We start from the raw sequence: 25,959 nt of genomic DNA, 5'->3' as shown, positions 1-25,959 counted from the left end.
ACAGGACACGCCCATGAGCAAGCCCGTCAAGCAGATTCACCTGGCCGCGCACTTCCCCGGAGTCAACAACACCACGGTGTGGAGCGACCCCGAATCTGGCAGCCACATCGATTTCGACTCGTTTGTCCGGTTCGCCCAAACCGCCGAACGCGGCAAGTTCGACTTCATGTTCCTGGCCGAGGGATTGCGGCTGCGCGAGCAAGGCGGCCAGATCTACGACCTCGACGTGGTCGGGCGCCCCGACACCTTCACGGTGCTGGCCGCGCTCGCCGCGGTGACCGACCGACTCGGGCTCACCGGCACCATCAACTCCACGTTCAACGAACCCTATGAGGTGGCCCGACAATTCGCCTCGCTGGACCACCTCTCCGAAGGCCGGGCCGCCTGGAACGTCGTCACCTCATGGGACGCCTTCACCGGGGAGAACTTCCGCCGCGGCGGTTTTCTGCCGGAGAACCAGCGCTACGAGCGAGCCGAGAGCTTTCTGGCCGCCGCCCACACGCTGTTCGATTCCTGGCGCGGTGACGAGATCGTCGCCGACAAGGAAGCCGGCGCCTTCCTGTCCGATCCGGCTGCCGGCGAATTTGCCTACCACAACGACCATTTCGACATCAGCGGCCGGTTCAATGTCCCGCGGAGCCCGCAGGGACGCCCGGTGATCTTCCAGGCCGGTGACTCCGACCACGGCCGCGAGTTCGCCGCTGCGGCCGCCGATGCCATCTTCTCGCGGTACGGGACGCTGAAGGACGGTCAGACGTTCTATGCCGACGTCAAGGGCCGCCTGTCCAAATACGGCCGGCGCCACGACCAGTTACTGATCCTGCCTGCGGCGACCTTCGTGCTCGGTGACACCGACGACGAGGCTGCCGACATCGCCCACGAGGTTCGGCTCGCCCAGGTGTCCCCCGCCACCGCGATCAAATTCCTCGAACAGCTGTGGAACCGCGACCTTTCCGACCACGACCCCGACGGGCCGTTGCCCACCGTCGATCCGGTGGTCGGGGAGAACACCATCGCCAAGGGCCGGGCCAGTGTGCGCATCCACCGCGACCCGGTCGCCGTCGCCGACGAGTGGCGCGCCAAGGCCGAGGCCGAGAACCTGAGCACCCGCGAGCTCATCATCGAGGTCACCGGCCGGCAGAACTTCGTCGGCTCGGCGACCACGATCGCCGAATCCATCGACCATCTCGTGCAATCCGACGCCAGCGACGGCTTCATCCTGGTCCCCCACGTCACCCCGGGCGGGCTCGACCCGTTCGTCGACCGGGTCGTCCCCCTGCTGCAGGAGCGGGGTGTGTTCCGCACCGACTACGAGGGCACGACGCTGCGCGAGCATCTGGGCCTCGAGGTACCCCTGGCGCGTCAGGAACACACAGCCGCAACAGGATAGGGCCCTACTCGGGTGTGTCGGGGTCGGCGCGGTCCTTGTACTCCCAACTCGCGCCCGCGGTCAACGTGCCAGGTTCCAGCTCGGTGCGCCCGCCGTCGCGCACGTGCACCGTCTGAGCCAGGATCTCATCGGGCTTGCCGCCGATCACGATGACCGGGTGTACGTACTCGATGCCGTAGAGCTTGAGCGCGGCGTGTACGGCGTGCGCCGCGGCCTTCCCACGCGACATCTTGGCGTTCGAGTTGACCCTGATGACCAGCCGGCGTTCCGGTGCTTCGGTCTCCTCGGCGTCTTCAGCGTCCATGCGCACGAGCATAAAGCGCGATCCATCGCCGAGCCCAGAACTTGTCGTACCCTTCTGCTTTGATTGCGTTATGCCTTCCACCGCAGCCGCATTCGCCACGGTGGTGAATCCTGCACAGCGCACCGAGGTGTTGTTCGACGAGTTGTCGCAGCTGTGCGGTCAACGCAATGCGATCGACGGCCGCATCATCGAGATCGTCGCCGAACTGGACCGTGACGAGTTGTGCGGCGCCACCGGTGCCCGCTCGGTCGAATCATTGGTGGCCTGGAAGACCGGCATCAGCCCACGCAACGCCGAGGTCGTGGTGGCTGTGGCACGTCGGCTAGAGGAGTTTCCCCTCTGCGCACAAGGAATGCGGGAGGGCCGGCTGTCGCTGGATCAGGTCGGGGTGATCGCCGAGAATGCTGCCGACGGATCTGATGAGCACTACGCGGAGCTGGCCGCCGTGGCTACGGTCAATCAGCTGCGCACAGCGGTCAAGCTTGAACCACGCCCCGAACCCGAACCCACACCCGAACCGCAGCGGTCATTCACCCGCGTCGAAGCCGACGGGCACACCACGTACACAATCCGCCTGCCTCGAATCGAAGCGGCCAAGTTCGACGCCGCCCACCGGGCTCATCACGAGGGGCTGATCGCGGACTGGAAACGCGAACATGACGCCGGCGATGATCCGATACGGCCGTTCCCCAACAATGTCGATGCCTTCATGTGTCTGGTCGATGCCGGCTGGGACGCCGAGGCGGCACGTCGTCCGCACGGGCTGCACACCACGGTGGCGGTGCATGTCGACCTGGACAAGGACGGCGACAAGCCAGTCGCCGCACTGCATCTGGGACCGGTGCTGACCGATGAGGAACGCCAATACCTGCTCTGCGATGCCATCTTCGAAGCCTGGTTTGAACGGTCCGGCCAGCCCATCGGCGCGGGCCGCAGCACCCGGGCGATCAGCCGCCGGCTCCGCCGAGCCCTCGAACATCGCGACCAGTGCTGTGTGGTGCCCGGCTGCGGGGCCACCCGCGGATTGCACGCCCACCACCTCGTGCATTGGGAAGACGGCGGCCCCACCGAACTGCACAACCTGGCATTGGTTTGTCCGTATCACCACCGCCTGCATCACCGGGGTGGCATCACCATCACCGGACCCGCCGACCTGCTCATCGTGACCGATGACCGCGGCCGCACACTGCACGGCGGATCACTGGCCCGTCCACCCACCACACCCCCACCCGATGTCCCACCGTGCCCCGGTCCCACCGGAGAACGCGCCGACTGGTGGTGGTACCAACCCTTCCAACCCCAACCACCACCGTCGACGAACTAGCGTCGCCATTTCGTGACAAGCCAGATCGCGCGCGTCACGGCTCGTCGGACACCACTTCCCGGAGGAACTGACCGCCATGGATAGCGGTCAGCAGCGAATTCTCCGACGTGCGGTTGGCGGTGAACAGAAGCTCGTCACCGGCTTCGAGCACATCGTCAGGTTGGGGCAACCGGACCTTGTCTCCACGGACTACCGTCACCAACGCGGTGTCCGCCGGCAGATTCAACCGGTCCACCCGCTGACCGACCACCGGGTTATCGTGCGGCAGCGTGAGTTTCGTCAGCTCTACCCGTCCCCCGCGCAGCATCATCAGTCGCACCAGGTGTCCGACGTCGATAGCACCCTCGACCCCGGCCACCAAAGCGCCCGGCGTCGACACCGCGACATCGATGCCCCAGTCCTGACCGAACAACCACTGGTTGCGGATGTCGTTGATTCGGGCCACCACCCTCGGGACCCCGAACTCCGACTTGGCCAGCAACCCGACCACCAGATTGGACTTGTCGTCACCGGTCGCGGCGATCAGCACGTCGCAGGTTTCGATCCCGGCATCTTCCATCGCCGAGAGCTCGCAGGCGTCAGCCAACAACCAGTCGGCGTCCGGCACCGTGTGCGGCTCGTAGCGGCGCTGCAGCTGCTCGATCAGCAGGACCTTGTGGCCGTTCTCAAGCAACTCCCGCGCAACGGAACGACCCACATTGCCCGCCCCGGCAACCACTACTCGCATATTCCGTTCCGCCACTCAACCATTTTCGCCTATTCGCACGGCCCACTCATGGCCCTTCGCCCTGATTAACTAATTCCCGATGAGTCTGAACCAGCTGTACCTGACCTTGCTCACCGGCGGCGTTGTCCTGCTGGCGAGCATCATCGGCACGCGGGTGGCGACCCGGATCGGGTTCCCCAGCCTGCTGTTCTTCCTACTGGTCGGCATGGTGCTCGGCGTCGACGGGATCGGGCTGGACTTCAACAACGTCGAACTCGCCCGCAACGTGTGCACCACGGCGCTGGCGATCGTGCTCGTCGAGGGCGGTTTGACCACCCGGTTCTCCGATATCCGAGGGGTACTGGCACCCGCAGGCGTGCTGGCCACTCTCGGCGTTTTGATCAGTACCGCGATCACCGCCGTCGGCGCACATCTGCTGCTGGGTATGGACTGGCAACTCGCGCTGCTGCTCGGAGCGATCGTCTCCTCCACCGATGCGGCCGCGGTGTTCTCGGTGCTGCGGATTTTGCCGCTGCCCCGCCGGCTGGCCGGGCTGCTGGAGGCCGAGTCCGGTTTCAACGACGCGCCCGCGGTCATCCTCGTGTTGACGTTCAGCGTGGTGCCGTTCGTGTTCCACCCCGAGGGCGCCATCACCGATCTGCTCTACGAATTGGTCACCGGTTCTCTGCTGGGCCTGGCCGTCGGGTTCGCCGGGGCATTTGCGTTGCGCCGTATCGCGCTGCCCGCCTCGGGTCTCTACCCGATCGCCACCTTCGGGCTGGGTTTCATCGCATTCGCCGCCGCAGGCAGTGCCCACGCGAGCGGTTTCATCGCCGCCTACCTGTCCGCGGTGGTCCTCGCCAACTCCGGTCTGCCGCACAAGTCCGCCACTCGTTCCTTCGCCGAGGGCGTGGGCTGGCTCGCCCAGATCGGGCTGTTCGTACTCCTCGGGTTGCTGGTGAATCCACACGACCTGTCCGGCGACATCATCCCGGCAATCGTCATCGGGCTGGTGCTCCTGCTGATCGCCCGACCGGTGTCGGTGGTGCTGTCGCTGACCGGATTCCGGATCCCGTTCCGCGAACAGCTCTTTCTGTCCTGGTCGGGGCTCCGCGGTGCGGTGCCCATCGTGCTGGCCACATTTCCGATCGTCGCGGGCGTGCCCGACAGCTACCGGCTGCTCAACATCGTGTTCGTCCTGGTGGTGATCTTCACCCTCGTGCAGGCGCCCAGCATCCGATTCGTGGCAAACGCGCTGGGGCTGATCACCCGCGACATCACCCGCGAGATACAGGTCGAAGCCGCACCGCTGGACGTGCTCGACGCCGAACTGTTGACCATGACCGTGCAACCGCATTCCCGGCTGCACAACGTCACCATCCTGGAATTGCGACTACCGGACCCGGCGGTGATCACGTTGATCATCCGCAACGGCCGTACCTTCGTCCCGCTACCGGACACCCGCATCGCCGTCGGCGACGAACTGCTCATCGTCACCACGAGCAAGACGCGGCACGCGGCCGAGGCCCGGATGCGCGCGGTGAGCCGGCGCGGCAAACTCGCCTACTGGTTCGACGAATACGGGCACGAGGACTGAGGCGGCCGTGCCGACGCCGATGTGGGATCGAGCACATCCGCGCCTGCCGATTTGAAACACAACCCTCCCCCAGGGGTAGAGTTCAGCTACGACGCCGAACGTGGCAGCCGCACGCCCGCGCCCACGGGCCCTGCGACCGTGAATCGATTACATGTTCTGGCAATACCTTTCACGCAACGACGCGTGTCTCGACTGTGCCCATATTTGCCCTCCGCGTTGGACTGAGGGCGCTGAAACGGAGTTGTGTTGAAACGATCGACCGATGCGGTACCGCCGCACCAACAGCAATCGGTGCTCGCCACACTCCGTTCGCCGCGCAGATTGCGCACCGAGGTGCTCGCCGGCCTGGTGGTGGCGTTGGCCCTGATTCCCGAAGCAATCTCGTTCTCAATCATCGCCGGCGTGGACCCGCGCATCGGCCTGTTCGCCTCGTTCACGATGGCGGTGACGATCGCGCTCGTCGGTGGGCGCCCGGCGATGATCTCTGCCGCTACCGGGGCCGTCGCCCTGGTGGTGGCGCCGTTGGTGCGCAGTCACGGTCTGGACTATCTGATCGCGACGGTCATTCTGGCCGGTGTGCTGCAGTTGGTGCTCGGCGGCCTGGGAGTCGCCAAGCTCATGCGGTTCGTGCCCCGCAGTGTGATGGTCGGATTCGTGAACGCCTTGGCAATCCTGATCTTCCTGGCCCAGCTGCCTCACCTGCTCGGGGTGCCGTGGCTGGTCTATCCCATGGTCGCGGTCGCCATCGCCGTCATCGTGGCGCTCCCGAAACTGAGCACCGCGATCCCCGCTCCACTGGTCGCCATCGTGGTGCTCACCGCCGCCACCGTGGGATTCGGCTGGTCGATTCCCAGTGTCGGCGACGAGGGGCAGCTGCCGTCGAGCCTGCCGTCGCTGCTCATTCCCAACGTCCCGTTCACTCTTGAGACCCTCGGGATCATCGCGCCTTACGCGCTGGCGATGGCCGTGGTCGGCCTGCTGGAATCGCTGATGACGGCCAAGCTCGTCGACGACATCACCGATACCCACTCCAACAAGTCCCGCGAGTCGCTGGGTCAGGGTGTGGCCAACATCGTCACCGGATTCTTCGGCGGCATGGGCGGCTGCGCGATGATCGGGCAGACCATGATCAACGTGAAGGCCTGCGGTGCCCGTACCAGGATCTCTACGTTCCTGGCCGGTGCGTTCCTGCTCGGTCTGGTTGTCGGGCTCGGCGACATCGTGGCCCAAATCCCCATGGCCGCACTGGTCGCCGTGATGATCATGGTGTCCGTCGGCACCCTGGACTGGCACAGCATCAACCCGAAAACGTTGCGGCGCATGCCCAAGAGCGAAACCGCGGTCATGCTGGCCACCGTCGCGGTCACCGTGGCGACCAGCAACCTCGCCTACGGGGTCGCCGTCGGCACGCTGACTGCGATGGTGCTGTTCGCCCGCCGCGTCGCGCATCTCACCGAGGTGGTCGACATCGCTCACCCGGACGATGACACCCGGGCGTACGCGGTCCGAGGTGAACTGTTCTTCGCCTCCAGCAATGACCTGGTCTACCAATTCGACTATGTGGGCGACCCCGACAACGTCATCATCGACATGAGCGAGGCGCACATCTGGGATGCGTCCACCGTGTCCACCCTGGATGCCATCACCACCAAATACGCCGCCAAGGGCAAGAACGTCAGCATTGTCGGGATGAACGAGAACAGCGCAGCGCGCCATGCGCGGCTCAGCGGCCAAGTCGCCGCGGCTCACTGACCGCTGCTTCAGGGGAACAACGTGAACTCTCAGGAACACCTGCAGATCGGCGAGGTCGCCGCGCGAACCGAGCTGTCCATCAAGACCATTCGTCACTACGACGCGGTCGGCCTTGTAGTTCCCTCGGCACGCTCCTCGGGCGGATTCCGCCTGTACACCGCTGATGACGTCGACCGGCTGCTGGCCATCCGCCGCATGAAACCGTCGGGCTTCAGCCTCGATGAGATGCGCGAACTGCTCGCGGCCCTCGACACCCTGAACTCGCCGGCCGCGACCACCGCTCAGCGTGCTGAGGCCACCGCCTATCTGGCCGAATGCCACACCCGCGCAACAGATGCCTGCGCCAAGCTCACCAGACAGCTGGCCTACGCGCAGGAACTGACCGAGCAACTCGCGCAGTACCGCGGCTGACGCCGATCGTCACGGCCCCGAGGGCAGAAACTCCCACGTGGGCCCGGCGTTGCGCCCGGTCGGCTGTCCGTTTGTCACGATCTCGGTCTTGCACAGGTCCTGGCCGGCTCGCTTGAGGGCGAACATCAGGTCGAAGGCCGGATCGAATGCCGTCGTGTCTCCTGCGAAGGTTTTGTGCAAGGCGGTGAGGAGGTCGGTGAGGCACCGTGCGAAGTTCTCGGCCTTCTGTCCAGCCTGAGTTTGGGGGTCGAGGTCGGCCAGCCGCTGGTTCGCGGTGATCGGGAAAACGCCGGCAGAGTCGAAAGGGATTTCCGGCCCGGTGAACGAGAAGCCCTGCGGAACGGTGGAATCGGCGACAAGCTCCCGGCCTTTGACGATCTGTTCGAACCGGTAGTAGTGCGCTATCTGGCCGGCACTGTCGTTCGGTGAGGTCTGTGTGCCCTCGCCCTCCCGGACGATCACGCCGATGGCGGCCGACGCTGACCTGACATCGACGATCGGAATCAACCGCGGAAACTCGAAACCCGTGTCGCTGAGCAACTGTCCGGTGGTGTCTCCGCGGAACGCGGAGTCACCGAGCTGGACCAATTTCTCCTCGAGGGCAGCATAGAACGCCCCGATGGTCGCAAAGGTTGGCGCTTCCGCGATTCCGGGGAAATGCAACGGATCTTCGGGATGCTCGATGCCCCTGAAGGTGCGCTCCACGAGGTCCAGCGAAAAAGGTTCGACGCCGACGACCAGGCCCGAGGAAACGGCCATCGGCAGCTGTGCGGGATACGCCGGGACGAAGTCCGCGCTGGCGATGTTCGGCGTTCCGCCCAATGCGACGAGCAGGTTGCAGCACAGCAGCATGTGCAGCATCTCGTCCACGGCCACCGTGGACAGGACACTCCGGATCTTGATGTTGCTCTGGGCGTCCAGCGACATCATGGCGGTGAGATACGGCGGCATGGTGGCGAATTCCAGTTCGATCGCGCGCTGGACGCTGTCGTGCAGGTCGGCCGCGGTGCCGGCCTCGCGGACCGCGTCGAGGTAACGGGTCTCGAGTTCGATCATCGTCGCACCCTCCTCGTTTCACCGTTCGTTCCCAGCTCAGTGTGCGTGTGCGACGCGGGGAGCGCGTGAGTAGTCGACTACCCGACACGGATGCGGATCGAGTAGCCGACTACTCGCGCCAACTGGCACCAGGAGGGCGAGAGTCAGAAGACCGATGTTGATGCGGGGGACGTGACCGGAAGGGCGACACCGATGGACTTTCAAGGGGTTGTGGCGATTCTGGACGAGTCGATCGGCGGACCGGGCGCGGGCATCGGTGCTCACCGGGCCTTCTGGCGCGACCTCAGCCGCGACGAATTCGTCGCCAAGAAGGTGCTCGGTAAGAAACTCGTCGTCGTCGGCGACGGGGCCAATTCGAACCTGGTGCGCGCACTCAGGGGCGAGATCCCGTTCGGTTCCGACCTGCCCGACGCCCCGCCGGAGGCGACGACACGTCGAATGCCGGCCGGCCGGCCGCAGGTGCCCGCCGAATCGATCGCGGCGATCGAGCAGTGGATCAACGAAGGATGCCCCGAGAAAGCCCCTGCGCAACAACCGGTCTGGCAGGAAACGAACGCGCCGACGGCCACCTCACGCACCGATGACATCTGGTTCATCGACCCCCAGCGCGGCTGGGCAGTCAACAGTGACGGCCAGATCCTGCACACCGAGGACGGTTTCGCGACGTTCCAGGAACAGTTCCATGACGAAGACTCCGGCCTCTATCTGCGGTCGGTCGGCTTCGCCTCCGCCGCTCGCGGCTGGGTAGGTACGACCACACCGGGCAGGCAACTGTTGCAGACCACCGATGGCGGCGCCACGTGGACCGAGGTGGGCGACCTTCCCGATCTTGCGCCGCCCTTCGTGTGCGGACTGTCGGTCGTCAACGAGTCCGTCGTCTACGCCTCGGGCACCAACGATCCCGGTATGCCGGTGCGCGTCATGCGCACCACCGACGGCGGCACCACCTGGCAAGCCACCGACATGTCCGACCACGCCACGGTATTGATCGACATCTACTTCACCGATACCGACACCGGATGGGTCGTCGGCGGCAAGGCCGCACTACCGAGCCCGCCGAATCCGAACGACCCGCGAAGCCACCTCAAGCCCGTCGTTCTGCACACCACCGACGGCGGACAGACATGGACAAATACCGTCGCTGCCCTGACCGATCAATTCCCCCTCGGGGAATGGGGATGGAAGATCCATTTCATCGACGATCATGTCGGGTTCATCTCCCTCGAGAACTTCTCCAAGGCCGCCATCCTCAAAACCGTTGACGGAGGACAAACCTGGACCCGTCTCGAAGTCAAGGACGCCCAGGGCAACGTCAACCTCGAAGGCATCGGCTTCCTCGACGAGAACACCGGCTGGGTCGGCGGCTGGGGCAGCACAGATTTCCGCAAGGGCTTCTCCAGCGCCACCACCGACAGTGGCCAGACCTGGACGGACGCCAACGAAATCGGCCGATTCATCAACCGGTTCAGGTTCTTCCGCGACATCCCGCTCGGATACGCGTCCGGAAGATCGGTCTACAAATACTCGGCCGAACCTGTCCCGCCACCCGCCATCGCGGCGCTCGCCGCGATCAGTCCGCAACTGCTTGCCGACAATGAGCCGGCAACCAGCGCACTGCCGCTCCAGATCACGGTCGACGTCCCTTCCGACGCAGGCCGACTCATCATCTGCATCTGGGACCACTTCGCCAAGCATGTACGCCGTCTGGTCGATGAAGCTGAGCCGGACGCCGGCGCACGGACCCTCAAGTGGGACGGACGTGACGACGAAGGCCGCGCCCTGCCCGCCGGGGACTACCTGATCCGGGTCACCGTCGACGGGAACTCCGAAAGCCGAATCGTGGACGTAAAGGGTTAGCTACGATCCCAGATGGTCGAACGTGTGTTCTAATGTTGATCACCGCCCATCCCGCTCAGTGCGGGCGATGTTCAAAAGGAGTTCGCCGTGACGATGACTGTAGACGCTCAGGTAGCAGAAACACTGCCCACCGATTCCGACACTCCCGACGTCTTGGTCACTCCTGTCGAGAGCGACGCGCCCGACGCACCCGCGGCTGAGGCTCCCGTCGCAGAGAAGCCCAAGAAGGCTCCGGCAAAAAAGGCGCCGGGCAAGAAAGCCAAGACCATCGAGCTGACCCTCACCGTCACCGGTACCGCAGACGGTGAATGGCATGCCGAGCTGAAGCAGGGCACCACTTATCTGGCTCGCAACGTCGCGGTCGCGGCCGCCGCCGTCTCGCGTGCGGCCAAGGAACTGCACGAGGACCTCTCCACCCCGATCGACGAGGTGATCGAGGAGGCACGTTCCCAGCAGGCCGAAAAGGTGGCTGCCCTTGAAGCCGAACTTGAAGCCGCGCGAAAAGCCCTCGCCGACTTGGAGTGATGCTTTGGCTGCGCCTCGACCGATGGCGCGGGTCGGGTTTCGACGCCTCAGATACTGGAAGCCATCGGCGGTGCGCCTGCGGACTGCTGGGCAACCAGCCACGCTCGCAGCTTTCAGGCGGCCCAGCCATCAACCATTAACCAACGTCGCCTTGCGCACCGGGCATTGCGAGCGGTGGTAGTCGTAGTACGGGTAGGGGTCGGGGACCAGGGACTGATCGAAGAAGTAGTCCACCGTCTCGTAGTTGGTCACGACGCCTCCACCGGGTCGAAGAGCACCGGCAGCGACGTCGGCGAGCGGAACACCTGTCCACGGATGTGCGGGTCGTCCCCGTCGGGATCCATGCGCAGGTTGGGCAGACGATCCAGCAGGAGGTTGACGGCTGTACGCATTTCGAGGCGTGCGAGATGCATGCCGAGGCACACGTGCACTCCGTGGCCCCAACCGAGATTGCCCTTGGCCGTTCGGAAGATGTTGAACTCGTCCGGGTCCTCCCACCGGTCCTCCTGCCGATTCGTCAAACCGAGCATCGGAAGCACCGAACATCCTTCGGGGATCGCCACCCCGCCGAGCTCGGACGACTATCCCGTGGTTGACACGATGATGGATGCGATGGGTTTTGGGCGCCCCCTCGACTTCGTTCCCATGCTCTCCTACCCCGGTGCCATCGCGTTCCAGTGGGGGCCGGGACTGCGTCTGATCGCCCATGGACTCGGGTTGAAGATCGACGAGATCCGCGAGCGGATTCGACCGGGTGGCCACCGACCGTGACCTGAACGTCGCATTCGGCACGGCGAAAGCCGGCACGTGTGGCGCCCTGCGCACCCAGGCGATCGCGGTGATCGACGGGAAGGAGGCGATCACGATCGAACATGCCAACCGGTTGGCGTTCGATCTGGGCCGGGAGTGGGGCGAGGGTGGAGAGAATCCCGTCTACCCCATTCGCATCGAAGGCGAACCGGACATTGCGTGTGACATGACCGCAAGCCTGCGCGACCCAAAGGCGGTCGGATCGAATATGGATGCCGGCGCGGGTGCGATGGTGTCGACGGCGATGCACGTCGTCAACGCCGTCCCCCATGTCGTCGCCGCACGGCCCGGACTCCTCACCGCGTTGGACATGCCATTGACGCTCCCGCGCAACGTGCTTCGCTGACGAGCAAACCTCAGAACTGAGTCGTGCCACCATCGACGGGGATGGCCGCCGCCGTCACGAACCTCGACTCGTCGCCGGCCAACCACAGCACCGCGTCGGCGATGTCGGCCGTACTGCACATCCCCTCGTTCAGGAAGCCGACGAGCATGTTCGCCAACTGCGGACGCGACTCGATGGTCCTGCCGATCTCGCTGGCCATGTCGCCCGAACCCATGGCGGTGTCGACAGGGCCCGGGTGCACGCTGTTGACGCGAATGGAGTGCTTGCCGAGCTCGGCGGCGAGTCCCCTCGCCATCCCGGTCACGGCGTGCTTGCTGGTCGTGTAGTGAATCATGAAGGGCTGCATCTTCAGTCCCGCAGCCGAACTGATCAGGATGATCGATCCGCCGCGCCCGCCGTCGATGATGGCTTGCACCCCGGCGATGACCGTATTCCAGGTGCCGGTCACGTTGACGTCGATCACGTCTCGGAACGACTCATCGGTGATCTCGTTCCAGGACTGTGGGACGGCGATCCCGGCGTTGGCGACTATGACGTCGAGGCGTCCGAATCGAGACACCCCTGCCGCGACGGCCTGGCGCAGACCCTCGACGTCACGCGTATCGACGCGCGTTGCGGCGATCCGGCGTCCGGTCGCCTCCACGAGACGCACGGTCTCGGCGAGGTCGTCGGGCGTCGCGGAGTCGTACCGGACGCTCGACGGCAGAGGGCCGGCGACGTCGACGGCGATGACGTCGGCCCCCTCGGCGGCCATCCTGACCGCATGCGCTCGTCCCTGACCGCGCGCCGCTCCTGTGATGAACGCAACCCTGCCATCCAGTCGGCCCGTCACTGGACTGCTCCGAACAGTTCGGTCGTCTCGTCGGCGACGCCGCCCGGGACGGTGTAGTCGACTTCGCTGCGGATCTCGTCGAAATGGTCGCGGACGTCCTCGGCCGACAACCCCGGCCGGTAGACACCCTTGGTCCTGCCGACGAAGAATCGCGAGACCTGCCCGGCGCCGGCCGAGTAGATCTCGCCGGAGACGGGCACACCGTGACAGTAGAATCCCGCGTGATGGTGACACGTCGCGGAAGACCGACCCAGGCCGAGGCGAAGGCGCTCGATCGAACGGTGCGCGAAGCGGCCGTGGCGACCTTCGTCGAGTTCGGCTACGCCGGAGCCAGCATGGAGTCCATCGCGCGGGCCGCAGGCATCACAAAGCGGTCGCTCTACGCCCGCTACGCCGACAAGCGGGCCGTGTTCGCCGACGTGATCCCCTGGGCGCTGGCACGTTTCACCGCTGCCGAGCCCGTCGAGGAATTCCACGACGAGGACCTCGAAACCGCGTTGCTCGCCGTCGGTCGCGCGTCCCTGGCCAGGGCCACACACCCCGAGAACGTCCGGCTCAAGCGCATCGCGTTCAATGAGGCTGCGCTGTTCCCGGAGTTCAACGTCTCCGCAGAATCGATGATGTGGGCCGGCCGCCAGCGGGCAGTCCTCGAGCTGCTGACCCACCATCAGGAGCTCGGCAACATCGACGTCGACGATGTCGAACTCGCCGCCGAGCACTTCCTTGCCCTGGTCGAGGCCGTCCCCGCGCGGATGGCCGACTTCGGCGTCTTCCGCTCCAAGAAACAGCAGGAGCGGCACCTCCGGTTCGCCGTTCAGCTCTTCCTCCGCGGCGCCGAACCGCGCTAGTTTCATCCGGCCTCCGAAATGGACTGGCTGACAAGGTAACTCTCCAAGCCCTCGCGGCCGAGCTCACGCCCGTAACCGCTGGCCTTCATGCCGCCATAGGGAGCCAGCGGATCCATGATGTAACCCTCGTTCACGCCGAAGGATCCCGCCCGGACCTGGGCAGCCACGCTGTAACCGCGGTCGGCGTCGGCGGTGAACACCGCACCGGCGAGGCCGTAGTCGGAGTCGTTCGCGATCCCGATCGCCTCGGCCTCGTCGCGATACGGAATCACGGTGAGCACCGGTCCGAAGATCTCTTCCCGCGCGATCGTCATGGTGTTGTCGACGTCCGCGAACAGCGTCGGACGCACGTACCAACCCGTGTCGAGCCCGTCGGGCATCGCGGCCCCGCCGGTGACCAGCCGGGCACCGTCGGCGATGCCGCCGGCGATGTAATCCCTGACCCGGGCCTGCTGGCGCCGAGCGACCAGCGGGCCGAGTTGGGTGGCATCGTCGGATGGGTCACCGATCACCAGCCCGTCCAATTCGGCGGCCAGGGCGTCGATCACGTCGGTGTTGCCCGCGGGAACCAGCACGCGGCTCAGCGCGTTGCAGACCTGCCCGCTGTTGGCCAGGCTCGACATCTGGATGGCCCGCGCGGCGAGCGCGGGGTCGGCATCGTCGAGGACGATCGCCGCAGACTTTCCGCCCAGTTCGAGACTGACCTGGCGCAACCCGGCAGCGCATGCTAGCGCGACCTCGCGGCCCGCGGTCGTCGATCCGGTGAACGACACCTTGTCCACCCCGGGATGGGCGACTAGATGGGCGCCGACGGCCCGAGCACCGGGGACGACGTTGACGACGCCGGGCGGCAGTCCGGCCTGCTCGACGAATTCCGCGAGCAAGAGGGCATCGAGGGCGGTCTCCGGGGACGGTTTGACCACCACGGTGCACCCGGCGAGCAGCGCGGGTATCAGCTTGCCGATGGTGAGGAATTGCGGCATGTTCCACGGCACGATCGCCGCCACCACCCCGACGGGTTGTTTGGTGATGCGAATGGCGTTGCCGTAGAAGCCCTGTCGGGTCTCGTCGAACTCGTGGGAACCCGCCACGGCGGTGAAGGCGGTGATCGCGCTCAACGGCAGCCGTGACTGCACGTGCTTGCAGAACGTGATGGGCGCGCCGATCTCGGCCGAGATCAATTCGGCCATCTCGCGGCGGCGCTCCTTGTAGACCACGCCAAGGCGTCCGACGGCCTCGATTCGATCGACGACGCTCAGTCGCGGCCACGGACCGTCGTCGAACGCGGTTCTGGCAGCGGCGACCGCACGGTCGACGTCGAACAGGCTCGCCGACGATACCGAGCCGATGGCCAATTCCGTGTGGGGCGAGACGATCTCGATCGGCGCACCCGACGGGGTCTGCCACCTGCCGTCGATGAACAACTCTGTTCTGGTGTACATGGCTTCCCTGTCGGTAGAGGTAGATGATGGGCGACTAGGTGCAACGACCACCGTTGACCCCGACGATCTGGCCCGTGATGTAGCCGGCTTCCTCGGAGACCAGGAACGCACACGTGGCGGCGATGTCCTCCGGCTGTCCGATTCGGCGGACCGGAATCGTCGAAGCGATGTCCTCGATCGAGCCACCGAGCAGACCATCTGCCTCAGCCTTGCGCAGCATGGGCGTGTCGATCGATCCGGGCGGTACCACGTTGGCGGTGATGCCCTGTGGCCCGTATTCCAGCGCGAGACTCTTGGTCAGGCCGTTGACGGCGGTCTTGGCGGCGACGTAGGCGCCCTGGAACGGTGAGCCGGAGTGGGTACTGGACGACGAGATGTTCACGATTCGCCCCCAACCTGCTTCGAGCATGTCGGGCAGCACCGCCTGCGTGACGTGGAAGACGCCGTGCAGGTTTACGTCGATCACCTTCTTCCATTCGTCGAAGGTGATGTTGGTGAAGCGTCGGAAAGACGTCATACCAGCCGCATTCACCAGGATGGTGATGGGTCCGAGCGCGCTTCGCGCCGAATCCAGCGCTTCGTCCACCCCCTCCCGGTCGGTGATGTCGGCGACGTAGCTGAAGTCAGTATCGGAGTGGGTCAGGTCGATCGTGGCGACGTGGGTTCCATCGGCACGCAACCGGTCCGCGATGGCCCGACCGATGCCCGAGGCTCCCCCCGTCACGAGTGCAGTCTTCATGCCCATGCCTCCTGGCCCTTGATGTGAGTGCGTCGAAGCATGCGATCCGACGTCAGGTCGTAGGGCAGTGCGCGATGCAGCACTGCGGTGTTGTCCCAGAGGACCGCGTCGCCGATGGCCCATTCGTGCGCGTGGCAGAAGCGCGCCTGGGTCGCCCACGCCAAGAGTTCGTCGAGCATCTCTCGACTCTCCTCGGCAGAGACGCCGACGATGTGATCGGCGGTCGCTCCGATCACCAATGAGCGCCGCCCGTCGCGCCGCTCCCACACCAGTGAACTCTCGTGGGTGGGCGCGGTGCGCCACCCGGCCAGCTCGTCGTCTCCTGGATCCGGATTCACCTTGCGCTGGGCCGCTTCGAAACTGTGCACCACACGGAGTCCGTCATACCGCTTGCGTTCGTGGCTCGGCAAATTGTCGTACGCCGCATAGGTATTCGCGAACTCGGTGCCGCCACCCTCGGCAGACAGACGCCGCCCGGTCAGCATGGTGGCGCGTGAGGGAACGTTGCTGGTGGTGTCGTCGAGGTGCCAGTTGAATGCACCCTTGAGATACTCGGCCAGCTTGTTGACCTTCTTGTCCATGGAGATCGTCGAGAGCTCCTTGCCGCCCACGACACCGCCCTCGCCGCCGAACTTGCGACTGAAGGCCACCTGGGCGTCGTCGTCGAGATGGGCACCGCGGATCAGCAGTACCCCGCGCCACTTGAGCGCCTCCCGGCACTGGGCGATGACCGAGTCGTCGAGCAGGTTCACCGGGTCGCCGTAGTCGACGAGCTCGGCGCCGAGTTCGGCGCCGAGTGCGATCGTTTCGGCCTGTCCTGAGGCCATGTGGAGCCGCCTTTCGTTAGGTGAAGTCGGCGGGGGCGGGAGCCCGGAATTTAAATATACAAACACGTGTATTTAATCTGCAAGAGCGGGTACTGTCTCGGTTGTGGACAGACAGCCCTTCCGTTTTGCGATCCAGGCGACGAACGCCGGTGGATCTGCCGAATGGCGTGACTTCTGTTGCAAGGTAGAGGCTCTCGGATACTCCACGCTCTTCCTCGCCGATCACTACCTGGGGCCTGGCCCCGCCCAGCAGGCCGCACACACCCCGCGTCAGGACCTCGCACCCATCGCGGCGATCGCCGCGGCCGCCGCCCACACGACGACTCTGCGCATGGGCTGCCGGGTCTTCTGCATCGACTATCACGTACCCGCCGTGCTGGCCAAGGAGGCGGCCACACTGGACCTGCTCTCCGACGGCAGGCTCGAGCTCGGAATCGGGGCCGGTTGGAGCGGGCTCGAATACGAGGCGATGGGATTACCGTTCGACACCCCCGGCAGACGCATCGCCAAACTCAAGGAAGTCGTCGCGCTCGTCAAGGCACACTTCGGCGACGGTGAGCTCGCCCAATCCGGTGACTTCGTGAACGTGCACGGCTACAAGGGAACTCCGGCACCGGTGCAGCGACCGCACCCTCCCATCATGATTGGTGGCGGGCGCAAGCGAGTCCTGACCTACGCCGGCGAGGAAGCCGACATCGTCAGCATCAACACCGTTCCGTTCGCGCTCCACACCGACGACGGGCTGACTCCTCGGGAGGAGGCCGAACGCCGCTACGAGTACGTGCGGTCGGCGGCCGGCACGCGCATGGGCGACCTCGACATCGAGAGCTCCCCCTACTTCGTCTCGATCGCCGACGATGCCGACGATGCCTACGATCGCATCGCCACGAAGACCGGCATGGCCATCGACGTGCTCCGCGACCACCCCAACGTGCTGGTCGGATCCGCCACCGCCATCACCGAGACGTTGCAGTCCCGCCGCGAGGACTTCGGCGTCAACTACGTCACCGTGCAACAGACCCAAGCCGAGAGATTTGCGCCGATCGTGGCGCGCCTGACGGGTACCTGACCCACTATCGAGAGGACGACATGGCCAAACGGTCACGATTCACCGAGTACCAAAACAGTTATGCCAACTACAATTTCGAGCTGACCGATGACGGCATCCTGTTCATGCAGTGCCACACCGACGGCGGCAGCCTGGTGTGGAGTTGGAAGGCCCACGACGAGATGTCGGATGCGTTCGCCGACATCGCCGGTGACCGCGAGATCAAGGTGTTGATTCACACCGGCACCGGGGAGAACTACAACGCCAACTGGGGCCTACTGCCCAACGGTGAACCGCCGGACCAGCCCATGTACCAGGCCATGCCCGGTGACCGCGGGACGTGGAAGCTCGACGAGAAGGCCTGGTACGCACGCCATCTCATCTTCAACGTGCTCGACGTCGACGTGCCGATGATCAGCGCGGTCAACGGACCGTGCAACATGCACTCCGAGGTGCCGATCATGGCCGACATCGTGTTGGCCTCCGAGGATGCTTATTTTCAAGACGCGTCGCACTTTCCGCGCGGGCAGGTGCCCGGCGACGGCCAGCACGTGATCTGGAGCGTTCTCGCCGGCCACAACCGCGCGCGCTACTTCCTGCTGACGGGCCAGAAGCTCAGCGCCCAGGAGGCCAAGGAGTGGGGCGTGGTCAATGAGGTGCTCCCGAAGGACAAGCTGCTGGATCGGGCTTGGGAGCATGCCCGTGAACTGGTCAAGCGGCCGCCGCTGACGCTGCGGTATACGCGTCAGCTGTTCACCAACCCGCTCAAGCGGGCGTTCGTCAACGAACTCGGCCACGGCCTGGGCCGCGAGACGTACGCCCAACGGGTCTTCTTCCCGTTCGGCGGGGAGATGGCTCCGCTCGACGTCGCGTGGGACCAACAGCCTTGGACGCAAATACAGACCAACGGACAACAGACAGAGCGAGGAGTGACCCCATGACGGGAATCCAGCAGAAACTCGCCACCGGGCGAGGCAAGTACACCCCGGAGTACCCCGACCTCGGCACCGGCCCGGTGAACTACGAGGACTCGATCTCCGAGGAGTTCTTCCAGGCCGAGCGCAAGGCCGTCTTCGAGAACAACTGGTTGTGCATCGGTCGCACCGAGCGGTTGCCGAAGAAGGGCTCGTTCTTCACCCGTGAGCTCCCGGGCAATCTTGCGTCGATCGTCGTCACGCGCGGCCTGGACGACAGCTACTACGCGTTCCACAACGTGTGCGCGCACCGCGGCAACAAGGTGGTGTGGCAGGAACATCCGTTGGAGGAGCTGTCCGGCACCTGCCGTCAGTTCTCCTGCAAGTACCACGGCTGGCGCTACGGCCTGGACGGCGGCGTCAGCCACATCACGAACGAGGGCGAGTTCTTCGACCTCGACAAGAGCAAGTTGCAGATGCCACCGGTGCATTGTGACGTGTGGGCCGGCTTCATCTTCGTCAACCTGGCCAAGGATCCCGAACCACTGCGCTCCTTCCTCGGTGAAGGACTGCTCGGGATCGAGCAGTACCCCTTCCATCTGATGACACAGCGGTACGGCTTCTCCACCCGGATCAAGGGCAACTGGAAGCTCGCGGTCGACTCGGTCTGCGAGTGGTATCACCCGCCATACGTGCACGGTCGCTTCATCGATCCGGATCTCGCGAAGGCCGAAAAGCTCGTGCCGCCCATCGACTCGTATCACTATGACCTGTTCAAGCCGCACATGCTGACGTCAGTTCCCGGCCCGCCGCAACTCAAGCCGCGGGAACCCGGTAACGCCGGCGAGGCGCGCCAAGAGCAGAAGTGGGTGTACCGCCTGTTTCGGGCGGGACTCTTCGGACCCGACGACGTGCCGGACATCGGGCCGCTGCCGGAGTTCCTGAACCGCGGCGACATCAAGTCCTGGGGCAACGACCAGTTCTGGGTGTTCCCGAACATCTCCATTCAGATGTGGGCGCGCAACTTCTACATCACCTACACCTACTGGCCGGAGACCGTCGACTCGCACATCTACGAGATCGACCTGTACTTCGTACCGCCCGCCAACGCACACGAACGCCTGGCACAGGAGTTGGTCACCGACAGCACCATCGAGTTCGCGATGCAGGACGTCAACACCATCGAGGCCACCCACTCGGCACTGAAGACGCGAGCGCAGGACACGTTCTTCCTCAGCGACCAGGAACTGCTCATCCGACAGTTCCACTCGGTCATCCGCGAAACGGTCGCCGCCCACCGGGGCGAGCGACGCGACGAGGGATCAAACCAGGCCGGCGAGAAGAAGGAGTCATGATGGGAACGTCACTGCCGGAGGGCTTCTCGGAGCTCGAGCCGTACGTCGCCGACTGGGCACTGGCCACGCGCAAGGAGCGTTATGCCGCCCGGCTGGATCGGCCGTTCGACGACCTGGAGGTCTTTTACGACGCGGTGGCCCCGCGCGCGGAGGAGGCCATCGCCTACCTGGATGCACTGAACATCAACGAGTTGCCCGACGACGCCACCCGACTGCTACACCTGCTGTACTCCTTCATCCTGGTGTCGTACGCGGTGAACATCTTCAAGCAGAACCGAATCCCCGATTCCGGAGCCGCGTTCTTCGACATGGTCGCCGAACCGGCGGTCTGATGGAGGGAGCGAAACCGCTCCCGCTGGCAGGGCTGCGGGTAGTCGACGCAGCCACGCTGGCGGCTGGTCCCTTGGTGGCCACCGCACTCGGTGAGTTTGGCGCCGAGGTCATCAAGGTGGAGCAACCCGGTGTCGGCGATCCGCTGCGCACCTGGGGTGCCCGGCGCGGTGACGTCGGGTTGATCTGGAAGAGCATCAGTCGCAACAAGAAGTGCGTCACCCTCGACCTGCGCAGTGAGGTCGGCCGCGACATACTGCACCAGCTACTCGCCAGCAGCGACGTGTTCGTCATCAACACCCGACCGAGCACGTTGGCCCGTTGGGGTCTGGACTACGAGACGCTCCACGCCCGCCATCCGCGGCTGGTGATGATGCACGTCACCGGCTTCGGTGCGGGTGGGCCGGCCAGCGACCGGCCAGGGTTCGGCACCCTGGCCGAGGCCATGAGTGGTTTCGCGCACGTCACGGGGCAGCCCGACGGTCCACCGACGTTGCCGCCGTTCATGCTTGCCGACGGCGTGGCCGCGCTGGCTGCCACCAGTGCGGTGATGACGGCGCTTTACCACCGCGACGCGCGCCGTGGGACGGGACAATTAGTGGACGTCAGCCTCGTCGAACCCCTGGCCCGGCTCGTGGAGCAGTCCACTCTCGCCTATGACCAGCTCGGCGAGAATCCCGGCCGGACCGGTAACCGGGTCGATGCGAGCGCACCGCGCAACGCGTACCGCACGGCCGATGACAGGTGGCTCGCAATCTCGAGCGCGTCGTCGAGCATCGCCGTCAACGTGTACCGCGCGATCGACCGGCCAGATCTGGTGCACCGGCGCGAATACGTGGACCCCGTTCCACGCCAAGCGCGCTCGTCGGAGATTGATGGCCTGGTCGCCGAATGGATCCTGGCCCGGCCATTGGACGTGGCCATGAAGGTGTTCCACGCCGAGGGGGTGGCCGCTTCGGCGGTCTACGACGCGCAGCAGCTGTTGGCCGACGAACATCTGCGGGCACGGGGCACCTGGCTCGTGTTCGACGACCCCGAACTTGGCCCGATGACGGTGCAGGCGCCGGTCACCCAACTGAGCGAGACCCCACCCCGCGTCGAACACCTGGGACGACCACTCGGCGCCGATACCGACGCCGTCTACCGCGACGTACTCGGCCTCGACGCCGCACGACTGTCCGCGCTGCGCGCGGCGGGCATCATCTGACCTGAATGGAGCAACCCATGCGCAACCCGACCCGGGACCGTCCCCGGCGCAGCGAACTTGCGACCCCGGCAAGCAACGAACACATGTGCGAGGTGGCCGCCCGCGCCGGTGCCGACATGGTGTTCCTCGACCTCGAGGACGCCTGCGCGCCTGCCGCAAAGGAAGGTGCCCGCGCCACGGCGGTCACGGCGTTGACCCAGTTGGACTGGGGCGGCACCATCCGCGCGATCCGGATCAACGGGCTCGACACCAAGTGGTGTTACGGCGACATCGTCGAGGTCGTCACCGGGGCGCGTGATGCGCTGGACGTCATCATCGTCCCGAAAGTGCTTACCGTGCACGAGGTCTGGTGGGTCGACGTCCTGCTCACGCAGCTCGAGGAGCAGTTGGGATTGACGCAGCCGATCGCCCTCGAGGCGCTCGTCGAGGAGGCAGAGGGACTGCTGAACGCGCAGGAGATCGCCAAGTCCAGCCCGCGTCTCGAGGCGATCATCTTCGGCGCCGGCGATCTGTCGGCTTCACTGCGTTCCCGCGTCGACGGCAACTTTCAACCGGTCGACGACTATCCGGGCGATTACTGGCATGCCGTACGCGTGCAGGTGCTCGCCGCCGCACGCGCGGCGGGGATCGCCGCCATCGACGCACCGTACCCCGGATACCAGGACGAGGACGGCTATCGGCGGGCCGCGACACACGCGAGCCTGCTCGGCTTCGACGGCAAGTGGTCGATCCACCCCGATCAGGTATCCATCGCCCACGAGGTCTTCACCCCGACCGCCGACGAACTCGCCGAAGCCCGCGCCATCATGACCGATTATCGCCGTGCCGAGGCTGAGGGCATCGGCGCCGTCGGCCGGGGCGGAAAGCTCGTCGACGCCGCCCTGATGCGCCATGCCGCCAATGTCCTCCGCAGGGCCGTGCCCTCGGATCACAATGGGAAACAACCACTGTGAGAGTGAGCCAGGAATGACCTGACGGGTCGAGGGCAAGGTCGCCCTCATCACGGGTGCCGCGCGCGGGCAGGGCAGAAGTCACGCGGTCCGATTGGCGCAGGAGGGTGCCGACATCATCGCCGTCGACATCTGCCGCGGGTTCGACGCCTCCCCCGCACCGGCGGCAACCCCGGAGGACCTCGCCGAGACCTCCGACATGATCAAGAATCTGGACCGACGCGTCGTCACCGCTCGGGTCGACGTGCGGGACTACGCAGCACTCAAGACCGCATTGGACGACGGCGTCGAAGAACTCGGGCGCCTGGACATCGTCGTCACCAACGCCGGCATCGGGACGGCCGGGGTCAAACTCCACAAGATGGACGAGGCCTCCTGGGACGAGACCTCGGTGTCAATCTGGGCGGTGTCTGGAAGACCATCAAAGCCGCTGTCCCGCAACTCAAGTCGGGAGGCAGGGGCGGTTCGGTCATCATCACCAGCTCCGTCGGTGGGCTGAAGGCCTACCCACAGGTGGGTCACTACATCGCCGCAAAGCACGGCGTCGTCGGCCTGATGCGTACGTTCGCGGTCGAGCTGGGCGCCGAGTCGTTCCGCGTCAACACCGTTCATCCGACGCACGTGAGCAGTCCGCTGTTGATGAACGAGCCGACCTACCGGCTGTTCCGACCCGACCTGGAGAACCCGGGCCCCGACGATCTCGCGCCGATCTGCCAGTCCTTCACTTCCTCCCGATCCCGTGGGTGGAACCGTCCGACGTCAGCAACGCGGTGCTGTTTCTCGCCTCGGACGAAGCCCGCTACATCACCGGCGTCACGCTCCCGGTCGACGCCGGCAGCCTGCTGAAGTAGGAGCGATCATGACGACCGCGAAAGACACCGACGTGTACTACGACCCGTACGACCTCACCATCGCGGCCGACCCGTGGCCGACCTATACGCGACTGCGTGAGGAAGCGCCGATCTACTACAACGAGCACTACGACTTCTGGGCGCTCTCGCGCTACGACGACGTTGAACCAGCGCTTTCGAACTGGGAGACGTTCTTCAACAGTCGAAGTGACATCCTCGAACGGGTCAAGTCGGACTTCGGCATGCCCAAGGGTGTGATGATGTTCGAGGACCCGCCCATGCACGCGATGCTGCGCGGGTTGATGGCCCGAGTCTTCACACCACGCCGGATGGCCGCCATCGCAACTTTCGAGACCGCTCCTGAGCTGCGGTTTCTAAGTGGAGCTAAGGGGATTCGAACCCCTGACCCCCACACTGCCAGGGTGAAACGGTATGTGCTGGGCCATGTTGAAGCGTCTGGTGCGTGCCGAAACGTCCACGCCGAGGTGCTCTTTCCAGACTCATGTGTCTCCTGCGTGTTTGCGTGTGATCGAGAGTCTTAGGACACCGCTAGGACACACCGAACGGCTGTTCGGACCACGCGGATCGCATTTCCGATGCCCACGCACGCGGTACGATTCCCGCTTGATCGATGTATCGGAGGCGACTTTGACGACAAGTCGCGCCATTGAACAACGGCCGGTCTTACTCGACGCCCCGGCTCTCCCACTCACCGAACGTCTCGCCTTCTGAGGTAATCCATTCTCGACGGCCGTTGCAGGAGCGTCCGAGGGCGACAGCACCAGCAGTCGACGGGGAGGGAAATACGATGTTGCGGGTCACTCGTCCCGTCCCGCCTTCGACGGCTACGGCACCGTTGGCAACCAGTTGCTGATGTTGAGCCCGGTAAGACGCGTAAGCCTTCTTAGTGCTTTGCGCCTTGCCGACCCCATGCCAGGAGGCGACCACCGACGAACCCGCGAGCATGGTGAACTCCCCGTCAATCTGCTGCGCCTGAGCATCAACGAGCAGCTTTGGGTGGCTAAGCCGAAAGATCGGTGACGTTGTCGCCTGAGCGGAAGACTGATTCGGCGAGGTCGGCTGTGGGACCCGTATGGCGTTGACGCCGAGCACCGGCAAAACAATCTGCAACTGTGACACGAAGTAATCCATGTCCGACTTGTCTGCCTCGGGCAATGCCGGGACAGTGGGCGATGTCCCATTGTCGAGTGTGACCCTGCCAGCCTGAGTCGCCAAGCTGATGAGCTTTGATTCCAAGTAACGGACATGGGCTTTGGTGAGATTGGCGTCCTTCGAGGTGATGACGACAAGCCGATCCCAGAAGTCCTTGTCACGGTGGTGGTACCGCAGCCTGTCGGCCACGATATCGGCTTCACCGATATAGCAACGGGTGTTGCCGACGGCCGCCTCATCGTCACCCAGCAGAAAGTAAACTCCGGTGCGTTGGGTCTCGTTCCGCTTCAAGAGGTCCGCGAGGTCGGAGCGACCAGCCGACAACACATGGCCGGTCCAGTTGGTGATCTCCGCCGTCGTCAGCCCACCCGGTGTGCCGTCGACGAGGAACAGCTTGATCTGCTTCCCCCGCATATGCAGCGCCTTTCGATGATGACTGTCACACAGCCCGCAACATCGGGCCGCGTCCTTTCCCGAGGGTAGGGGTTAGGACACTGCCTCGTACCCGACAAGAGCGGGCAGATCGCCGCTACCGCCTCCAAGCGGCGAGGGGGTCATAGCGCTCATTGATTCTCGCCCACGGATTGACCCTTGCAGGCGCCCTCTGCGGAGTCACGTCTGACTCGGCCTGCGCTTCGGCCTCAACCACAGTCGCCGGTTCCGGCTCGGCGACCGGCAGCCGCGACGGCCTCGGCAGCACGACAGGCACCGCGTCCGGCTCAATGTTCGACCAGTTCTCCACGTCGGACACCGCAGCGGGGCTGCCTGCCCCGGTGAGCGGTACGTCCTGCGCGGCAAAACCATCGCCATCGGGCAACGCTGCCGACTGGCGAGCGTCCAGCACAGCCTGCCCGGCACCGTCGGGCAGTGAGCGCAACAGGTCATCGGTGCCGCCCATTGACGCAATCGACTCGATTAGCCGCGCCGCTTCCTCGGCGAACTCGACGGCGCTGACCGGCTGGCCGACCGCGACGCGGGTCGGCGCGTCGAGGCCGTGCAGCTTGGCGAGGCTGTCGAGCGTGCGCAGCACGATCCGCGCCGCTTCGGGGTCGCCGGACGTCGCAGCGGCCCAGAAGCTCGACAGCACGCCCTCAAGCCTTGCGCCGTGCACCGCTCGCAGTTCGTCAACCGACTCGGCCTCGCGGCGAGCCAGCAGCCGCGACACCGCGTGCCGAGCACCGCTCTCGTCGGCGTAGTCCAGCGCGGAAGCGATCTGTGCGTACGGGTGTCCCTGCACGCGCAGCTCCACGGCCTTGAGTGCACGCTGCCGTTCGTGGGGCTGCCGAGTGCTGTTGTCAGACATAGTCGTAGTTCTCCGTTTCCGTTCGGACAGGGATTGATCGGACAGGCGGGTCAGTCGGGTTA

At 65.2% G+C, this 25,959-nt stretch carries 27 protein-coding genes and 3 pseudogenes; 18 read left to right on the top strand and 12 right to left on the bottom strand.

Annotated features, from left to right (window positions below):
• The first annotated feature begins 13 nt into the window (after positions 1 to 13).
• On the top strand, positions 14 to 1,390 hold the full coding sequence (locus tag ACZY08_RS13175) for an NtaA/DmoA family FMN-dependent monooxygenase (protein WP_463744435.1): 1,377 nt from the start codon (positions 14 to 16) through the stop codon (positions 1,388 to 1,390).
• Between the two features lie 4 nt (positions 1,391 to 1,394).
• Here the strand turns inward: ACZY08_RS13175 and ACZY08_RS13170 are convergent, their stop codons facing one another.
• Positions 1,395 to 1,694: a hypothetical protein gene (locus tag ACZY08_RS13170; protein ID WP_463744436.1), complete on the bottom strand. Its 300-nt coding sequence runs from the start codon at positions 1,692 to 1,694 to the stop codon at positions 1,395 to 1,397.
• Positions 1,695 to 1,764: 70 nt separating this feature from the next.
• Between ACZY08_RS13170 and ACZY08_RS13165 the strand changes: the two genes are divergently transcribed.
• A complete protein-coding gene (locus tag ACZY08_RS13165) occupies positions 1,765 to 3,018 on the top strand; it encodes an HNH endonuclease signature motif containing protein (protein ID WP_463744437.1) in 1,254 nt (417 codons plus the stop codon).
• Positions 3,019 to 3,052: 34 nt separating this feature from the next.
• Here the strand turns inward: ACZY08_RS13165 and ACZY08_RS13160 are convergent, their stop codons facing one another.
• The gene (locus ACZY08_RS13160) at positions 3,053 to 3,745 is read right to left on the bottom strand and encodes a potassium channel family protein (protein ID WP_463745261.1); all 693 of its coding nucleotides are present in this window, start codon (positions 3,743 to 3,745) and stop codon (positions 3,053 to 3,055) included.
• A gap of 79 nt (positions 3,746 to 3,824) precedes the next feature.
• Between ACZY08_RS13160 and ACZY08_RS13155 the strand changes: the two genes are divergently transcribed.
• The 3 genes from ACZY08_RS13155 (at position 3,825) to ACZY08_RS13145 (ending at position 7,484) form a co-directional block, all read left to right on the top strand.
• The gene (locus ACZY08_RS13155) at positions 3,825 to 5,321 is read left to right on the top strand and encodes a potassium/proton antiporter (RefSeq protein WP_463744438.1); all 1,497 of its coding nucleotides are present in this window, start codon (positions 3,825 to 3,827) and stop codon (positions 5,319 to 5,321) included.
• A gap of 246 nt (positions 5,322 to 5,567) precedes the next feature.
• Complete coding sequence (locus ACZY08_RS13150) at positions 5,568 to 7,073, top strand: SulP family inorganic anion transporter (protein ID WP_463744439.1); 1,506 nt, start codon at positions 5,568 to 5,570, stop codon at positions 7,071 to 7,073.
• 21 nt (positions 7,074 to 7,094) lie between these two features.
• Positions 7,095 to 7,484: a MerR family transcriptional regulator gene (locus ACZY08_RS13145; RefSeq protein WP_463744440.1), complete on the top strand. Its 390-nt coding sequence runs from the start codon at positions 7,095 to 7,097 to the stop codon at positions 7,482 to 7,484.
• 9 nt (positions 7,485 to 7,493) lie between these two features.
• On the opposite strand, the gene ACZY08_RS13140 is transcribed toward ACZY08_RS13145, so the two are convergent.
• Positions 7,494 to 8,540 carry a ferritin-like domain-containing protein gene (locus ACZY08_RS13140; protein ID WP_463744441.1) on the bottom strand — a complete coding sequence of 349 codons (1,047 nt, stop codon included), beginning with the start codon at positions 8,538 to 8,540 and terminating at the stop codon, positions 7,494 to 7,496.
• Positions 8,541 to 8,732: 192 nt separating this feature from the next.
• Between ACZY08_RS13140 and ACZY08_RS13135 the strand changes: the two genes are divergently transcribed.
• Both ACZY08_RS13135 and ACZY08_RS13130 read left to right on the top strand, forming a co-directional pair.
• On the top strand, positions 8,733 to 10,397 hold the full coding sequence (locus ACZY08_RS13135; RefSeq protein ID WP_463744442.1) for a WD40/YVTN/BNR-like repeat-containing protein: 1,665 nt from the start codon (positions 8,733 to 8,735) through the stop codon (positions 10,395 to 10,397).
• 87 nt (positions 10,398 to 10,484) lie between these two features.
• The gene (locus ACZY08_RS13130; RefSeq protein ID WP_463744443.1) at positions 10,485 to 10,922 is read left to right on the top strand and encodes a DUF6319 family protein; all 438 of its coding nucleotides are present in this window, start codon (positions 10,485 to 10,487) and stop codon (positions 10,920 to 10,922) included.
• A gap of 129 nt (positions 10,923 to 11,051) precedes the next feature.
• On the opposite strand, the gene ACZY08_RS13125 is transcribed toward ACZY08_RS13130, so the two are convergent.
• Entirely contained in the window at positions 11,052 to 11,174 is a 123-nt protein-coding gene (locus tag ACZY08_RS13125; protein WP_463745319.1) for a hypothetical protein, read from the bottom strand.
• Positions 11,171 to 11,500: pseudogene (locus ACZY08_RS13120) on the bottom strand (cytochrome P450); the annotation flags it as partial. The pseudogene ACZY08_RS13120 and the gene ACZY08_RS13125, both read right to left, overlap by 4 nt.
• Before the next feature lie 34 nt (positions 11,501 to 11,534).
• Between ACZY08_RS13120 and ACZY08_RS13115 the strand changes: the two are divergent.
• On the top strand, positions 11,535 to 11,693 hold the full coding sequence (locus ACZY08_RS13115) for a hypothetical protein (protein WP_463744444.1): 159 nt from the start codon (positions 11,535 to 11,537) through the stop codon (positions 11,691 to 11,693).
• Positions 11,677 to 12,078, top strand: a complete 402-nt coding sequence (locus tag ACZY08_RS13110) for a hypothetical protein (RefSeq protein WP_463744445.1) — start codon at positions 11,677 to 11,679, stop codon at positions 12,076 to 12,078. The genes ACZY08_RS13115 and ACZY08_RS13110 overlap by 17 nt, the downstream gene beginning before the upstream one ends.
• Positions 12,079 to 12,088: 10 nt before the next feature.
• Here ACZY08_RS13110 and ACZY08_RS13105 read toward each other — a convergent pair whose 3' ends face one another.
• The gene (locus ACZY08_RS13105) at positions 12,089 to 12,910 is read right to left on the bottom strand and encodes a mycofactocin-coupled SDR family oxidoreductase (RefSeq protein WP_463744446.1); all 822 of its coding nucleotides are present in this window, start codon (positions 12,908 to 12,910) and stop codon (positions 12,089 to 12,091) included.
• Positions 12,907 to 13,110, bottom strand: coding sequence for a hypothetical protein (locus ACZY08_RS13100; protein WP_463744447.1), 204 nt, complete (start codon positions 13,108 to 13,110; stop codon positions 12,907 to 12,909). Before ACZY08_RS13100 ends, ACZY08_RS13105 begins: the two co-directional genes overlap by 4 nt.
• 24 nt (positions 13,111 to 13,134) lie before the next feature.
• Between ACZY08_RS13100 and ACZY08_RS13095 the strand changes: the two genes are divergently transcribed.
• Positions 13,135 to 13,758 carry a TetR/AcrR family transcriptional regulator gene (locus tag ACZY08_RS13095; protein ID WP_463744448.1) on the top strand — a complete coding sequence of 208 codons (624 nt, stop codon included), beginning with the start codon at positions 13,135 to 13,137 and terminating at the stop codon, positions 13,756 to 13,758.
• Between the two features lie 2 nt (positions 13,759 to 13,760).
• Here ACZY08_RS13095 and ACZY08_RS13090 read toward each other — a convergent pair whose 3' ends face one another.
• From ACZY08_RS13090 to ACZY08_RS13080, 3 genes are read right to left on the bottom strand one after another with little or no spacing between them, the layout of a single operon-like run.
• Positions 13,761 to 15,200 (bottom strand): aldehyde dehydrogenase, encoded by a 1,440-nt coding sequence (locus ACZY08_RS13090; protein ID WP_463744449.1) that lies wholly within the window; start codon positions 15,198 to 15,200, stop codon positions 13,761 to 13,763.
• A 34-nt stretch (positions 15,201 to 15,234) separates the two neighbouring features.
• Positions 15,235 to 15,939, bottom strand: coding sequence for an SDR family NAD(P)-dependent oxidoreductase (locus ACZY08_RS13085; protein ID WP_463744450.1), 705 nt, complete (start codon positions 15,937 to 15,939; stop codon positions 15,235 to 15,237).
• Positions 15,936 to 16,766: a TauD/TfdA dioxygenase family protein gene (locus ACZY08_RS13080; RefSeq protein ID WP_463744451.1), complete on the bottom strand. Its 831-nt coding sequence runs from the start codon at positions 16,764 to 16,766 to the stop codon at positions 15,936 to 15,938. The genes ACZY08_RS13085 and ACZY08_RS13080 overlap by 4 nt, the downstream gene beginning before the upstream one ends.
• Before the next feature lie 103 nt (positions 16,767 to 16,869).
• Here ACZY08_RS13080 and ACZY08_RS13075 point away from each other — a divergent pair, with 103 nt between their 5' ends.
• The 8 genes and pseudogenes from ACZY08_RS13075 to ACZY08_RS13040 all read left to right on the top strand — a co-directional run.
• Positions 16,870 to 17,835: a TIGR03621 family F420-dependent LLM class oxidoreductase gene (locus tag ACZY08_RS13075; protein ID WP_463744452.1), complete on the top strand. Its 966-nt coding sequence runs from the start codon at positions 16,870 to 16,872 to the stop codon at positions 17,833 to 17,835.
• A 20-nt stretch (positions 17,836 to 17,855) separates the two neighbouring features.
• Positions 17,856 to 18,755, top strand: a complete 900-nt coding sequence (locus ACZY08_RS13070; RefSeq protein ID WP_463744453.1) for an enoyl-CoA hydratase/isomerase family protein — start codon at positions 17,856 to 17,858, stop codon at positions 18,753 to 18,755.
• Entirely contained in the window at positions 18,752 to 20,083 is a 1,332-nt protein-coding gene (locus ACZY08_RS13065) for an aromatic ring-hydroxylating oxygenase subunit alpha (RefSeq protein ID WP_463744454.1), read from the top strand. The genes ACZY08_RS13070 and ACZY08_RS13065 overlap by 4 nt, the downstream gene beginning before the upstream one ends.
• Complete coding sequence (locus ACZY08_RS13060; RefSeq protein ID WP_463744455.1) at positions 20,083 to 20,415, top strand: hypothetical protein; 333 nt, start codon at positions 20,083 to 20,085, stop codon at positions 20,413 to 20,415. Before ACZY08_RS13065 ends, ACZY08_RS13060 begins: the two co-directional genes overlap by 1 nt.
• A complete protein-coding gene (locus tag ACZY08_RS13055; protein WP_463744456.1) occupies positions 20,415 to 21,620 on the top strand; it encodes a CaiB/BaiF CoA transferase family protein in 1,206 nt (401 codons plus the stop codon). Before ACZY08_RS13060 ends, ACZY08_RS13055 begins: the two co-directional genes overlap by 1 nt.
• 17 nt (positions 21,621 to 21,637) lie before the next feature.
• On the top strand, positions 21,638 to 22,573 hold the full coding sequence (locus ACZY08_RS13050) for an HpcH/HpaI aldolase/citrate lyase family protein (RefSeq protein ID WP_463744457.1): 936 nt from the start codon (positions 21,638 to 21,640) through the stop codon (positions 22,571 to 22,573).
• 46 nt (positions 22,574 to 22,619) lie between these two features.
• A pseudogene (locus tag ACZY08_RS13045) lies at positions 22,620 to 23,421 on the top strand (mycofactocin-coupled SDR family oxidoreductase).
• A gap of 8 nt (positions 23,422 to 23,429) precedes the next feature.
• Positions 23,430 to 23,762: pseudogene (locus ACZY08_RS13040) on the top strand (cytochrome P450); the annotation flags it as partial.
• Between the two features lie 343 nt (positions 23,763 to 24,105).
• Here the strand turns inward: ACZY08_RS13040 and ACZY08_RS13035 are convergent.
• Both ACZY08_RS13035 and ACZY08_RS13030 read right to left on the bottom strand, forming a co-directional pair.
• Entirely contained in the window at positions 24,106 to 25,008 is a 903-nt protein-coding gene (locus ACZY08_RS13035) for a GIY-YIG nuclease family protein (RefSeq protein ID WP_463744458.1), read from the bottom strand.
• A gap of 115 nt (positions 25,009 to 25,123) precedes the next feature.
• Complete coding sequence (locus ACZY08_RS13030) at positions 25,124 to 25,897, bottom strand: hypothetical protein (protein WP_463744459.1); 774 nt, start codon at positions 25,895 to 25,897, stop codon at positions 25,124 to 25,126.
• Between the last annotated feature and the right edge of the window lie 62 nt (positions 25,898 to 25,959).

The sequence above is a fragment of the Mycobacterium sp. IDUB_9 genome, from assembly GCF_055419505.1.
This window is presented reverse-complemented; position numbering and strand designations above follow the sequence as displayed.

What these genes read in the sequence shown, in the direction of transcription:
- ACZY08_RS13175 (WP_463744435.1), top strand. Translation starts at nt 14, where the DNA reads ATGAGCAAGCCCGTCAAGCAGATTCACCTGGCCGCGCACTTCCCCGGA.
- ACZY08_RS13170 (WP_463744436.1), bottom strand. Translation starts at nt 1,694, where the DNA reads ATGGACGCTGAAGACGCCGAGGAGACCGAAGCACCGGAACGCCGGCTG.
- ACZY08_RS13165 (WP_463744437.1), top strand. Translation starts at nt 1,765, where the DNA reads ATGCCTTCCACCGCAGCCGCATTCGCCACGGTGGTGAATCCTGCACAG.
- ACZY08_RS13160 (WP_463745261.1), bottom strand. Translation starts at nt 3,745, where the DNA reads ATGCGAGTAGTGGTTGCCGGGGCGGGCAATGTGGGTCGTTCCGTTGCG.
- ACZY08_RS13155 (WP_463744438.1), top strand. Translation starts at nt 3,825, where the DNA reads ATGAGTCTGAACCAGCTGTACCTGACCTTGCTCACCGGCGGCGTTGTC.
- ACZY08_RS13140 (WP_463744441.1), bottom strand. Translation starts at nt 8,540, where the DNA reads ATGATCGAACTCGAGACCCGTTACCTCGACGCGGTCCGCGAGGCCGGC.
- ACZY08_RS13135 (WP_463744442.1), top strand. Translation starts at nt 8,733, where the DNA reads ATGGACTTTCAAGGGGTTGTGGCGATTCTGGACGAGTCGATCGGCGGA.
- ACZY08_RS13115 (WP_463744444.1), top strand. Translation starts at nt 11,535, where the DNA reads ATGGGTTTTGGGCGCCCCCTCGACTTCGTTCCCATGCTCTCCTACCCC.
- ACZY08_RS13095 (WP_463744448.1), top strand. Translation starts at nt 13,135, where the DNA reads ATGGTGACACGTCGCGGAAGACCGACCCAGGCCGAGGCGAAGGCGCTC.
- ACZY08_RS13090 (WP_463744449.1), bottom strand. Translation starts at nt 15,200, where the DNA reads ATGTACACCAGAACAGAGTTGTTCATCGACGGCAGGTGGCAGACCCCG.
- ACZY08_RS13085 (WP_463744450.1), bottom strand. Translation starts at nt 15,939, where the DNA reads ATGAAGACTGCACTCGTGACGGGGGGAGCCTCGGGCATCGGTCGGGCC.
- ACZY08_RS13080 (WP_463744451.1), bottom strand. Translation starts at nt 16,766, where the DNA reads ATGGCCTCAGGACAGGCCGAAACGATCGCACTCGGCGCCGAACTCGGC.
- ACZY08_RS13070 (WP_463744453.1), top strand. Translation starts at nt 17,856, where the DNA reads ATGGCCAAACGGTCACGATTCACCGAGTACCAAAACAGTTATGCCAAC.
- ACZY08_RS13065 (WP_463744454.1), top strand. Translation starts at nt 18,752, where the DNA reads ATGACGGGAATCCAGCAGAAACTCGCCACCGGGCGAGGCAAGTACACC.
- ACZY08_RS13060 (WP_463744455.1), top strand. Translation starts at nt 20,083, where the DNA reads ATGGGAACGTCACTGCCGGAGGGCTTCTCGGAGCTCGAGCCGTACGTC.
- ACZY08_RS13055 (WP_463744456.1), top strand. Translation starts at nt 20,415, where the DNA reads ATGGAGGGAGCGAAACCGCTCCCGCTGGCAGGGCTGCGGGTAGTCGAC.
- ACZY08_RS13050 (WP_463744457.1), top strand. Translation starts at nt 21,638, where the DNA reads ATGCGCAACCCGACCCGGGACCGTCCCCGGCGCAGCGAACTTGCGACC.
- ACZY08_RS13035 (WP_463744458.1), bottom strand. Translation starts at nt 25,008, where the DNA reads ATGCGGGGGAAGCAGATCAAGCTGTTCCTCGTCGACGGCACACCGGGT.
- ACZY08_RS13030 (WP_463744459.1), bottom strand. Translation starts at nt 25,897, where the DNA reads ATGTCTGACAACAGCACTCGGCAGCCCCACGAACGGCAGCGTGCACTC.